The organism is Streptomyces spiramenti (genome assembly GCF_012034385.1).
Classification (GTDB): domain Bacteria; phylum Actinomycetota; class Actinomycetes; order Streptomycetales; family Streptomycetaceae; genus Streptomyces; species Streptomyces spiramenti.
In genome coordinates, this window is the sequence record NZ_JAAVJB010000164.1 from 1 (window position 1) to 12,038 (window position 12,038).

Genomic DNA, 12,038 nt, shown 5'->3' on the forward strand with positions numbered 1-12,038 from the left:
GCGGGGAGCTCGGCGGGGGCGGCCGGGGCCCGGGGCGTCGGCTCCGTCCGGTCCTCGGCGGTGGCGCGGGCGCCCATGGCCCGGCCGAAGCGGCCGAACCGGCCTCGGCCCGGGGAGGCGTCCCCGGCCGGGGCGCCGGGCGGGGCCTCCCACGGCGCGGCGTCGGGGGCGCCTCCCGCGGCGGCGACGACCTCCTCGGGACGGCCGATGCCGCCGAGGATGCGTTTGACGTCGGCGTCGCGCTCTTGGCCCTGCACGGCGGAACGTTGGCGTCCGATCTCGTCGCGGAGCCTGCCGACCAGTTGGCGGCGCTCGGCCGAGGGGATGTTGGCGCTGTGGGCGAGGTCGCCCACTTTGCTGAGGTAGTCGAGTACCAGTCGTTCACCGTCGATGCCCACGGCTCCGCATGCTACCGACCCCGGCGGCCCGCGCCGGGTGTTCGGGGACAACCGGCCCGGCGCGGCGCGGTGTTGGGCCGAGACGCGCGGGTCGCTCCCCTCCCCGGGCCCCGGGGAGGGGCGGGACGTGCGGGGGACGGACGGTCCGGAGAGGGCCGGTGCGCGGGGGACGGACGGCCCGGTGGGACGACCGCGCGGGACCGAACCTGCGGGAACGCCGTTGTTCATCCCGGGTTCACCCCACGCCGTGCAACCCGCTACCCACGGCTCGTTACATGGTGAACGTCCGTGCCGGACCACCAGCCAACGCCCCGGGAGCCCGACGATGCCCGTAGACCTGTCGATACCGGCGCGTGCCGGCGCCCCGGACGACTCGGGCGCCGGAGGCGCCCGTCCCGCCGCACCGGTGGTGTTCCGCCTTGCGGGGCTGGAGGTCTCCTACGGCTCGCACCGCGCCGTCCGCGACGTCTCCATGGACATCCACGACCGCGAGATCACCGCGCTGATCGGCCCGTCGGGCTGCGGCAAGTCGACCGTGCTGCGCTGCCTGAACCGGATGAACGACCTCGTGCCGGGCGCCCGGGTGAACGGCGAGGTCAGCTACCACGGCGCGGACCTCTACGCGGAGGAAGTGGACGCCATCGAGGTGCGGCGCCGCATCGGCATGGTGTTCCAGAAGCCCAACCCGTTCCCGAAGTCGATCTACGACAACGTCGCCTACGGCCTGCGCATCGACGGCCGCATGCCCAAGTCGGAACTGGACGACCGGGTCGAGGAGGCGCTGACGGGCGCGGCGCTGTGGGACGAGGTGAAGGCCAAGCTCAAACAGAGCGGCCTGGCGCTCTCCGGCGGACAGCAGCAGCGCCTCTGCATCGCCCGCACCATCGCCGTCCGTCCCGACGTGGTGCTGATGGACGAGCCCTGTTCGGCCCTGGACCCGATCGCCACCGCGCGCATCGAGGACCTGATGGTGAACCTCGCCGACCGGTTCACCATCGTCATCGTCACCCACAACATGCAGCAGGCGGCCCGCGTCTCCGATCGCACCGCTTTCTTCACTGCCGACACCGACAGCGAGGGAGTGCGCCATGGGCGCCTGGTCGAGTACGACGCGACCGAGAGGATCTTCAACCGTCCCGCCGACCAGCGCACCGAGGACTACATTTCCGGTCGCTTCGGCTGAGCCGGCGGTGGACGAGGCCCCGATCACCGAGCCGCTGATCCCGGCGACGCTCCGCATCCCCCTCGGTTCGCACCCGGTGGTGCTGCTCGCCGACTCCGACGAGCGCATACGGCAGGGGCTGACGGCGCAGCTGGCCAAGTACCAGGTCTCCGTCGTGCACTGCGCCGACGGGGCGGTCACGCTGCTGGAGGCGGGGCTGCGCAAGCCGGACGTCCTGCTGGTCTCGGCCGATCTGCCGCTGCTGGACGGTGCCACGGTGCTGCGGCTGGTGCGACGCCGGTTGTCGATCCCCGTGGTGCTGGGTGTGGGCCCCGGTGACACCGAGCAGGTCGGACCGGCGCTGGCCGCAGGCGCCAGCGCCTGCGTGGCGCGGCCTTACCGGCCGCGCGAGGTGGCCCAGCTGCTGAGCCTCGCGGACCGGGGCACCCGGGGCTGGGACCAGCCGTTGGTCTGCGGGCCGCTGACGCTGGACCCGGGCAGCTACGAGGTGCGGATGCACGGTGTGCCCACCGGGCGGCTGCCGCTGCGCGAGTTCCAGCTGCTGCACCTGCTGATGCAGCACGCGGAGAAGGTCATCACGCGCGACCGGATCCGCGCCGAGCTGTGGGGGGACGGCGCACGACGGTCGAACACCATCACGGTGCACATCCGGCGGCTGCGGGAGCGGCTGGGGGACGACCCGCACCACCCGGAGATCATCCAGACCGTTCGCGGGGTGGGTTACCGCCTGGTGCCGCCGGGCGCCTGAGACCGCCGCCGCGCCGTCGTTGTCGTCGCCGTCGCGCAGCTCGCTCTCGCGTCGTCGGAGGTCTTCCTCCCAGTTCTCCAGGAGCTCCTTGTCGCGTTCGTTCTCCTCGCGCTGCTGCTCGTGGTTGATCGAGCGAAGGAAGTCCGGGTTGTCGTCCGGCGCGACCCAGCCGCCGCCCGCCGTGCCGCGCCCACCGGGCGCCTTGGGCAGGCTGCGCTTGCGGCCCACGATGATCCAGGCGAGCGGGCCGATGATCCACGCGAACACGATCAGGAGCAGCCAGACCAGCTTCGGCAGGTGCTTGATCTCGTCGTCCTTGGTGCTGATGCAGTCCACGAGCGCGTAGATGGCCAACGCGATAGGCACCAGGAACATCAGTACCTTGAGCATGTTCGTCCCCCGGGTGAGCGGGTGTAACGGGCCACGTCGCAGCGGCCCCCTGACAACAGCCAGGGTAATGCGTCCGCGATACTGAGTCCCATGGCATACGACGACCTCCGCGCGCTGCTGCGCGCCCTGGAGCGGGACGGGGACCTCAAACGGATCACCGCGGAGGTCGATCCCCACCTGGAAGTGGGCGAGATCACCGACCGGGTCAACAAGGCCGGTGGCCCCGCGCTGCTCTTCGAGAACGTCAAGGGATCGAAGCTGCCGCTGGCGATGAACGTCTTCGGCACCGACCGCAGGCTGCTGAAGTCGCTGGGGCTGAAGTCCTACGGCGACATCGGCGACAAGATCGGCGGCCTCCTCAAGCCGGAGCTGCCGCAGGGCTTCGTCGGCATGCGGGAGGCGCTCGGCAAGCTGGGCTCCGTCAGCCACCTGCCGCCGAAGAAGGTCAAGAGCGGCCCGGTGCAGGAGGTGGTGATGCACGGCGACGACGTCGACCTCGACGCGCTGCCCGCGCTCTTCACCTGGCCCGAGGACGGCGGCTCGTTCTTCAACCTCGGCCTGACCCACACCAAGGACCCCGAGACCGACGTCCGCAACCTCGGCCTCTACCGGCTCCAGCGTCACGACCGCCGCACCATCGGGATGCACTGGCAGATCCACAAGGACAGCCGGAACCACTACCAGGTCGCGGCGCGCCGCGGGGAGCGGCTGCCGGTCGCCATCGCCTTCGGCTGCCCGCCCGCGGTCACCTACGCCTCCACCGCACCACTGCCCGGCGACATCGACGAGTACCTCTTCGCGGGGTTCCTCGCCGGCAAGCGGGTGGAGATGGTCGACTGCCAGACCGTGCCGCTCCAGGTCCCGGCCAACGCCGAGGTCGTGCTGGAGGGCTGGTTGGAGCCGGGGGAGATGCTCCCGGAGGGCCCCTACGGCGACCACACCGGCTTCTACACGCCGCAGGAGCCGTTCCCCGCGTTGACGATCGACTGCGTGACGACCAGGAAGCGGCCGTTGCTCCAGTCGATCGTCGTCGGCCGCCCTCCGACGGAGGACGGGCCGCTGGGGCGCGCCACGGAGCGGTTCTTCCTGCCGCTGCTGAAGATCATCATCCCGGACATCGTGGACTACCACCTGCCGGAGGCCGGCGGTTTCCACAACTGCGCGATCATCTCGATCGACAAGAAGTACCCCAAGCACGCGCAGAAGGTGATGTCGGCGGTCTGGGGCGCCCACATGATGTCGCTGACCAAGCTGATCATCGTGGTGGACGCGGACTGCGACGTCCACGACCTGCACGAGGTCGCCTGGCGGGCGCTGGGCAACACGGACTACGCCCGGGACCTCATGCTGACCGAGGGGCCGGTGGACCACCTCGACCACGCCTCCTACCAGCAGTTCTGGGGTGGCAAGGCGGGTATCGACGCCACCGCCAAGCTCCCCGAGGAGGGGTACACCCGCGACGGCGGCTGGCCGCGGATGGTGGTCTCGGACCCGGAGACCGCCGAGAAGGTCACCGGCCGCTGGAAGGAATACGGGCTGTGACCACCGCGGCAGCCGGCCGGCCGGCCGCCGACCCCGGCGTCGCCGCCGGGGGCCGGGCGCGGGCGTTCCTGCGCCTGGTGATGATCGAGCATTCCGTCTTCGCGCTGCCCTTCGCCTACATCGCCGCGCTGACCGCGATGTTCCTCGACGACGGGACGGTGCACTGGCTGACGCTGCTGCTGGTGACCGTCGCCATGGTGGGGCTGCGGACGTTCGCCATGGCGGCGAACCGGATCATCGACCGCGAGATCGATGCCCGGAACCCGCGCACCGCCTCGCGGGAGCTGGTCACCGGCGCGGTCTCGGTACGGACCGCCTGGACCGGCGCGCTGGTCGCGCTGGTCGTCTTCCTCGGCGCCGCCGCGCTGCTCAACCCGCTCTGCCTGGCGCTGGCCCCGGTCGCGGTGGTGCCGATGGTCGTCTACCCGTACGGCAAGCGCTTCACGGACTATCCGCACGCCATCCTGGGCCTCGCGCAGGCGATGGGGCCGATCGGCGCCTGGCTCGCCGTGACGGGCAGCTGGTCGTGGGAGGCGGTCGTCCTCGGGCTGGCCGTCGGGGTGTGGATCGGCGGCTTCGACCTGATCTTCGCCTGCCAGGACGTCGCTGCCGACCGTGCCGAGGGTGTCCGGTCCGTCCCGGCGCGCTTCTCGGTCGCCACCGCGCTCCACGGCGCCCGGGGCTGCCACGTGGTGACGCTGGCGCTCCTCGCCTGGTTCGCCGTGCTGACGGACGCCGGGCCGTTGCTCTGGGTGGGGCTCGCCGTGGTAGCGGCTGCCTTCGCGTACGAGCACACCATCGTCCGGCCGGGCGACCTCTCCCGGTTGAACCGGGCGTTCTTCACCGTCAACGGCTTCGTCGGGATCAGCCTCTTCGTCTTCGCGCTGGCCGACCTGGTGGTCCGCGGCCTTTCCGGCTGAGCCGCCCGACGGCCGAACCCCGCTCTGCTTCGCCGGACCCGTCGAGCCCCGCCCGTTCCCGGGCGGGGCTCGGTCGTCCGTCGGCCGCCGGTGGTGCCGTTCGCCGGCGGGCGCTCCGGGTGGTGCCGCTGACGCGGGGTCACCCGTTCACCGCAGCCGTCACCCGTTCACCGCTGCCGCCGGCCGGGTGATCTCCGCCGCCCGCCACGGGGCCCAGCCCTCCGCCGTTCGGCCCCGTCCGCGCCGCGCCGCCGCCACGGCGCGTCCGCCCCATCGGGGGTGCCGCGCCCCGGTGTTCCCGCCTCCGCTGCCGCTCCGGAGCGCACGCACATCGTCCGGATTCGCGCCGTCGGCGGCTTTCGCGGGCGTGCGCTGGGCCCGCCACGGGCGTGCGCCCCAACCGTCGAGATGGTTGTCAGCTGTGTAGAAAGGATGATGAACAGATCAACGAAGGGGCCAACCGTGCAGGTCATAGCATTGCGGATCGGTAACGGATCCTCCGGTCGCGACCGCTTCTGCCAGTGGTCCGACCGTTGAGTGAATTGTGTTTCGGCGAGGTGAATCAGGCGCGTTTCGGCCCGGTTCGCTACAGAATCCGAAGGCCCCGGACGGCCGCGGCTTTCAGCTGAATGAAAGTTTCAGAAGCAGGCATTGACTTACCTCCTCCGGTGTTCGAGGGTGCTCGACATTCGCTGACTACCAGGTCTGGAAGGGGAGAACCGCCGTGGCAGAAAAGGCCCAACGGTCGTTCCTGAAGCGCGCGGCGGCCGTCTCGGTCGCCGGGGGTGTGGTGCTCTCGCTCGCGCCGATGAGCGGCGCGGTCGCGCAGGGCGGCGGCAAGGACACCCTGATCGTCGGTACTTCCGGCCTCAGCAACATCCCGCACCTCAACCCGCTCGATTCCGGGTGGCTGCTGCAGGGCGAGATCAACAACCTGATGTACACGCCGATGATCCGGTGGAGCCAGGAGGACTTCAGCCCGGCTCCCGGAATCGCGCAGGAATGGGAGTCCTCCGAAGACGGCCTGACCTGGACCTACCGGCTGAACCCGGACGCCACCTGGTCCGACGGCGAACCGATCACCGCCGAGGACGCGAAATTCACCTACGACCTGCTGCGTGAGGACCCCGTCCTCAACAGCCGCCACGGCGACCTGGTCGACAACTTCACCGACGTGCGCGCCGAGGACGACCACACGCTGGTCATCGAGATCGAAGAGCCCAGCGCGATGATGAACCACCTCAAGGGTGTGTCCATCATGATCATGCCCGAGCACGTCTGGGGCGGGCTGGACGACCCCGGCGCCTACGCCGGCGAGCCCGACCAGCCGACCTCCGGTCCGTTCCGCCTGAGCGAGCACCGCGAGGGTGAGCGGATCACCCTCGCCGCCAACGAGGACTACTGGGAAGGGCCCGTCGACTACGACGAGTTCGTCCTCCAGGACTACCAGACCCCCGAGGCGATGGTGCAGGCCCTCCAGGCGGGGGAGGTGGACCTCGTCGGCGGGCTCAACCCCCAGCAGTACGAGGCGCTGGAGTCGCGCGAGGGCATCACCACCTCCACCGGCCCCGGCCGCCGGATGCAGTCCCTCACCTTCAACGCGGGCGCCCGCACCCAGGGCGGCGAGGAGTTCGGCGACGGCCACCCCGCGCTGCAGGACCCCGACGTCCGGCGCGCCATCGCGCACGCCGTGGACAAGGAGCGCATCGTCGAGGTCGCCACCGGCGGCTTCGCCCTTCCCGGCGTCAGCTACGTCCCGCCGATATTCGGTGACCTCTCCTGGGAGCCCACCGGCGACGACCTGATCGACGCCGACATCGAGGCCGGCAACCGGCTGCTGGACGAGGCAGGCTACGACGAGCGCGACAGCGCGGGCCTGCGCGTCGACCCGGAGAGCGGACGTCCTCTGGAGTTCCGCCTCTTCTACCACTCCGACCGGCCGTCCTACGCGATCATCCAGGACTTCCTCGTCGACTGGGTCGCCGAGCTCGACATCCGGCTCGACGCGATCGCCATGGACACCACCCCGCTCAACGAGGAGCAGGAGGCGGGCAACTTCGACATCGCCTTCGGGACCTGGAACTCCGGCCCCGAGCCGAGCGAGACGCTGGCGTACCACACCTGCGCCCGCCTCCCCGAGGACGCAGAACCCACCGACCTCACCTTCGCGTTCTACTGCGACGAGGAGTACGACGCGCTCTTCGAGCGGCAGACCGCCGAGACCGACCTCGACACCCGCGCCGGAATCCTGCGCGACATGCAGCAGCTGCTCTACCAGGACGCGCCCGCCATCGTCCTCTACTACGAGAACCAGCTGGAGGCGTACAACTCCGAGCGCTGGAGCGGGTTCGAGACCCAGCCCGCAGCCGAGGGCATGATCCGCGAGCAGCAGGGCGCCTTCGGCTACCGCAGCGCCACCCCCGCCGACGGCGCGGGCGGCCAGGCCGCCGGCTCCGGCTCCGACTCCGGCAGCGCCCTGCCGTGGGTCATCGGCGGCCTCGTCCTGGTCGCGGTCGCCGGTGGCGGCTTCGCCTGGATGCAGCGCCGCAAGACCGCTGACGACCGGGAGTAAGGAACACACGGGACACGATGGGAATCCAGCCCACCGCCCAGGTGCCGGCGCTGCCCGACGGCGGCGCCGGCACCCCTGGCGGCGACGAAGCAACCGTCCAGCAACAGCCGTTCACGCCCTCGCGCCGCGACTTCTGGCGGTTCCTCGGGCTGAAGTTCTCCGGCGCCGTGATCTCACTGGTCCTGGTGCTGTTCACCGCGTTCTTCATCTTCCGCATCATCGGCGGCGACCCGGTGAAGGCGATCGGCGGCGACACCCCGCTGACGCCCTCCCAGCGCGCCGAGATCGAGGAACGGCTCGGCCTCAACGAGCCGTTGACCGTACAGTTCTGGGAGTACATCCGCTCCGTCCTCACCCTCGACTGGGGCACGAGCTACGTCAACAACCAGCAGGTCACCGACCTGCTGCTGGGGCGCCTCCCCAACACGCTGCTGCTGACCGGCACCGCGCTGGTCATCGCCGCCGGGCTCGGGATCTGGATCGGCGCCCGCGCCGGCTGGCGGCAGGGCAGCCGCTTCGAGAAGTCGCAGGTCGGCCTCTCGCTGGCGCTCTGGTCCGCGCCCACCTTCTGGCTGGGCATGATCGTGATCATCATCTTCTCGGTGCAGCTCGACCTGTTCCCCGTCAACGGGATGCGGTCCACCCGGGGGGTCGGGGACGGCTTCTGGGCGCAGTCGCTCGACGTCGCCCACCACCTGGTGCTGCCCGCGCTGACCATGGCCGCGGTCATCTACGCCCAGTACGTGCTGATCATGCGCTCCTCGATCCTGGAGGAACGCGGCAACGACTACCTGACCGTCGCCAAGGCCAAGGGGCTGCGCGACGACGTGGTCCGCCGCCGGCACGCCGTCCCCAACGCGCTGCTGCCCACGGTCACCCTGATCGCCCTCCAGTTCGGCGCCATCTTCAACGGCGCCCTGCTCACCGAGACGATCTTCAGCTGGCCCGGGCTCGGCCTCCTCTTCTACGAGGCGATCCGCGTACCCGACATCCCGCTGCTGCAACTGCTGTTCATCTTCTTCGCCGGCACCACGATCATCGCCAACATGCTGGCCGACATCCTGTACCGCTTCCTCGACCCGAGAGTGCGGAGTTCCGCATGAGCGCTCCCAGCACCCCGGCACCGCCCGGGGAGACCGAAGAGCAGCCGCGGGCGACGGCATCCGGCTCCGCCCCGCAGCTCACCTCCGCCCGCGCCATCACCTGGGCGCGGCGCCGCAAGGCGCTGGCCGACTTCTGGCGCCAGTACCGCAAGCAGCCGGCGGGCCTGGTCGGCCTCGGCGTCCTGGCGTTCATCGCGCTGGCCACGCTGCTCGCCCCGCTCTACACCGACGAGTCGCAGCTACGGGCGGTCAACGCGCCGGGGGAGCGGCTGGAGTCGCCCAGCGGGGAGTTCTGGTTCGGGACCGACGAGGTCGGTCGCTCCATCCTGCTCCAGGTCGTCTGGGGCGCGCGCGTCTCCCTCCAGATCGGCATCGTCGCCGCCGTCCTCGCGGTCGGCCTCGGCACCCTCGTCGGCATGATGGCGGCGCACTACGGCGGCTGGGCCTCCTGGCTGCTGATGCGGCTCACCGACTGGTTCATCGTGCTGCCCAGCCTGGTCCTCGCCATCGCGCTGGTCGTCGCCCTCGGCGCCAGCCGGTTCACCATCATCGTGGCGATCGCCCTCACCTCCTGGGCCGGCACCGCGCGGCTGGTGCGCGCGCAGACCATGTCCATCGAGGGCCGCCCCTACCTGGAACGCGCCCGCGCCCTGGGCGCCGGGCACTGGCACCAGATGTCGCGGCACGTCCTCCCCAACCTGATGCCGCTGATCCTCGCCAGCGCCACCCTCCAGGTCTCCAGCGCCATCCTCACCGAGGCGTCGCTCTCCTTCCTGGGCCTGGGGGACCCGAGCACCGTCTCCTGGGGCACCATCCTGGAACGCGCCTTCCACGCCGGTGCCATCTCCTACGGCGCCTGGTGGTACATGCTGCCGCCCGGCTTCGCGATCCTCGCCGTCGTCCTCGCGTTCACCCTGTGCGGGCGCGCCATGGAGACCGTCCTCAACCCCCGGCTGCGGGGTGCGCGGTGACCACCGACGCGACGGAGCGGGAGCCGGCACCCGGCGCCGACGACCGGGCGCCCGAACCGAGAGGCGGGAGCACCGTGCGCCCCACCCTGCAGATCGAGGACCTCCGCATCACCTACCGCGGTTCCCGCGGCGAGATCCCCGCCGTCCGCGGTATCTCCCTCAGCCTCGACCCCGGCGACACCCTCGGCCTGGCCGGGGAGTCCGGCTGCGGCAAGTCGACCGTCGCCGCCGCCGTGCTGCGGCTGCTGCCGCCCGGCACGGAGGTCACCGGCCGCATCCTGCTGGACGGCGAGGACATCCTCGCCATGTCGTTCGGGAAGCTGCGCGCCGTGCGCTGGGCGGGCGCCTCCATCGTCTTCCAGGGCGCGATGCACTCGCTCAACCCCGTGCACCGCATCGCCCGGCAGATCGCGGAGCCGATCGTCCTCCACGAGGGCGTCTCCCGCGCCGCCGCGGAGGCCCGCGCGGTGGAACTCATGTCCCAGGTCGGCCTCCCCGCCTGGCGCGCCACCAGCTACCCGCACGAACTCTCCGGCGGGCAGCGGCAACGCGTCATGATCGCCATGGCCCTGGCCTGCTCCCCGCAGCTGATCGTCGCCGACGAGGCCACCACCGCCCTCGACGTCATGATCCAGGCCCAGGTGCTGCGGCTGCTCAAGCAGCTCGTCACCGAACGGCACATCGCCCTGGTCATGATCAGCCACGACCTCTCGGTCCTCGCCGACACCTGCGAACGGCTCGCCGTGATGTACGCGGGCCGCCTGGTCGAGCACGGCCCCTCCCGCGAGGTGTTCGCCGGCGCCCGGCACCCCTACGCCCAGGCGCTGTCCGCCGCCTTCCCGACCGTCGGCGACCCCGCCGAACGCCGCAACCCGCAGGGCCTCGCCGGTGACCCGCCCGATCCCTCGGACCTCCCCACCGGCTGTTCCTTCCACCCGCGGTGCCCCGTCGTCATGGACGAGTGCGCCACCACCCCGGTGACGCTGCGCGCCGCCCGCGAGGACTGGCAGGCCGCCTGCCTGCGCGTCGAGGACACCGCCGCGGACCTCCCCGCGCCGACCCTGCTGACCAAGGGGGACGCATGACCACCGACCGCATCCCGCCCGCCGGCGGACCGCCCGCCGCCACCACCGCGCCCGACGCCGCCGGACCGCCCACCTCCGCGGCCGTCGAACCCGCGCTCGCCGCGCACGACCTCGCGGTCCGCTTCCGCGCGCCCGGCGGTCGCACCGCCCGCGCCGTCGACGGCGTCAACATCGACCTGCGCCCCGGCGAGATCCTCGCGCTGGCGGGGGAGTCCGGGTGCGGCAAGACCACCGTCGCCCGCACCCTGCTGGGACTGGAACGCCCCACCGCCGGCACCGTCACCTTCGAGGGGCAGCCGCTCGGCTACGGCGCCAAGGCGCTCAAGGCGTACCGCCGCGAGGCCCAGCTGGTCCTCCAGGACCCCACCGGCGCGCTCAACCCCCGGCACACCGTGTACGACGCGGTCGCCGAGGGGCTGCGCATCCACGGCATCCACGACAACGAGCGCGACCGGGTCGCCGACGCCCTCTCCCGTGCGGGCCTCCGGCCCGCCGAGAAGTTCTTCCTCGCCTACCCGCACGAACTCTCCGGCGGGCAGCGGCAGCGCGTCGTCATCGCCGGCGCCCTGGTCCTGGAACCGCGCGTCATCATCGCCGACGAGCCGGTCGCCTCCCTCGACGCCTCCGTCCGCGGCGAGATCCTCGCCCTGCTGATGCGGCTCCGCGACGACCTGGGGCTCTCCGCCGTGGTCGTCACCCACGACCTCGGCCTGGCCTGGAACATCGCCGACCGCATCGCCGTCATGTACCTGGGCCGGATCGTGGAGATCGGCTCGGTCGACGAGATCCTCACCGACCCCCGCCACCCCTACACCCGGGCGCTGGTCTCCGTCCTCCCCGACAGCCCCGTCGGTCGACCGCAGGTCCTCACCGGCGAACCGCCGGACGCCACCGCGGTCCCCGGCGGCTGCCGGTTCCACCCCCGCTGCCCCGCCCTGGCGTCCGGCGAGGCGGAAGCGGCCGGGGTCGCCGACGCCTGCCGCCGCACCGAACTGCCGGTGCTGCCGCTCGGCCGCGACGCCACCTCCTGCCACCTGGTCGCCGCACGCGACGGGGCGGTCCCGGCAGGCGCCTGACGCCCCGGCACCCGGCGGGCGTCCCACCTCGCGGCCCGCCACCCGCGCCC

The 12,038-nt window shown here is 71.8% G+C and carries 9 protein-coding genes and 2 pseudogenes; 9 read left to right on the forward strand and 2 right to left on the reverse strand.

What is annotated here, in order from left to right; translation table 11 throughout:
- A pseudogene (locus HCJ92_RS17505) lies at positions 1-398 on the reverse strand (hypothetical protein); the annotation flags it as partial.
- A 325-nt stretch (positions 399-723) separates the two neighbouring features.
- Here HCJ92_RS17505 and pstB point away from each other — a divergent pair.
- Both pstB and HCJ92_RS24410 read left to right on the forward strand, forming a co-directional pair.
- Complete coding sequence (gene pstB / locus HCJ92_RS17510) at positions 724-1,581, forward strand: phosphate ABC transporter ATP-binding protein PstB (protein ID WP_167934556.1); 858 nt, start codon at positions 724-726, stop codon at positions 1,579-1,581.
- A gap of 7 nt (positions 1,582-1,588) precedes the next feature.
- Complete coding sequence (locus HCJ92_RS24410) at positions 1,589-2,329, forward strand: response regulator transcription factor (protein WP_338054231.1); 741 nt, start codon at positions 1,589-1,591, stop codon at positions 2,327-2,329.
- A gap of 276 nt (positions 2,330-2,605) precedes the next feature.
- On the opposite strand, the pseudogene HCJ92_RS25065 reads toward HCJ92_RS24410, so the two are convergent.
- Positions 2,606-2,719: pseudogene (locus HCJ92_RS25065) on the reverse strand (hypothetical protein); the annotation flags it as partial.
- Positions 2,720-2,809: 90 nt separating this feature from the next.
- On the opposite strand from HCJ92_RS25065, the gene HCJ92_RS17520 reads away from it, so the two are divergent.
- The 7 genes from HCJ92_RS17520 to HCJ92_RS17550 all read left to right on the forward strand — a co-directional run bounded on the left by HCJ92_RS17520 (position 2,810) and on the right by HCJ92_RS17550 (position 11,988).
- Positions 2,810-4,261 (forward strand): menaquinone biosynthesis decarboxylase, encoded by a 1,452-nt coding sequence (locus HCJ92_RS17520; protein WP_167934558.1) that lies wholly within the window; start codon positions 2,810-2,812, stop codon positions 4,259-4,261.
- The gene (mqnP, locus tag HCJ92_RS17525) at positions 4,258-5,181 is read left to right on the forward strand and encodes a menaquinone biosynthesis prenyltransferase MqnP (RefSeq protein WP_338054232.1); all 924 of its coding nucleotides are present in this window, start codon (positions 4,258-4,260) and stop codon (positions 5,179-5,181) included. Before HCJ92_RS17520 ends, mqnP begins: the two co-directional genes overlap by 4 nt.
- A gap of 724 nt (positions 5,182-5,905) precedes the next feature.
- A complete protein-coding gene (locus HCJ92_RS17530; protein ID WP_167934559.1) occupies positions 5,906-7,753 on the forward strand; it encodes an ABC transporter substrate-binding protein in 1,848 nt (615 codons plus the stop codon).
- Between the two features lie 17 nt (positions 7,754-7,770).
- The gene (locus HCJ92_RS17535; protein WP_167934560.1) at positions 7,771-8,856 is read left to right on the forward strand and encodes an ABC transporter permease; all 1,086 of its coding nucleotides are present in this window, start codon (positions 7,771-7,773) and stop codon (positions 8,854-8,856) included.
- A complete protein-coding gene (locus tag HCJ92_RS17540; RefSeq protein ID WP_167934561.1) occupies positions 8,853-9,827 on the forward strand; it encodes an ABC transporter permease in 975 nt (324 codons plus the stop codon). The genes HCJ92_RS17535 and HCJ92_RS17540 overlap by 4 nt, the downstream gene beginning before the upstream one ends.
- Positions 9,824-10,912, forward strand: a complete 1,089-nt coding sequence (locus HCJ92_RS17545) for an ABC transporter ATP-binding protein (RefSeq protein ID WP_420824734.1) — start codon at positions 9,824-9,826, stop codon at positions 10,910-10,912. Before HCJ92_RS17540 ends, HCJ92_RS17545 begins: the two co-directional genes overlap by 4 nt.
- A complete protein-coding gene (locus HCJ92_RS17550; protein WP_167934563.1) occupies positions 10,909-11,988 on the forward strand; it encodes an ABC transporter ATP-binding protein in 1,080 nt (359 codons plus the stop codon). The genes HCJ92_RS17545 and HCJ92_RS17550 overlap by 4 nt, the downstream gene beginning before the upstream one ends.
- Positions 11,989-12,038: the final 50 nt, after the last annotated feature.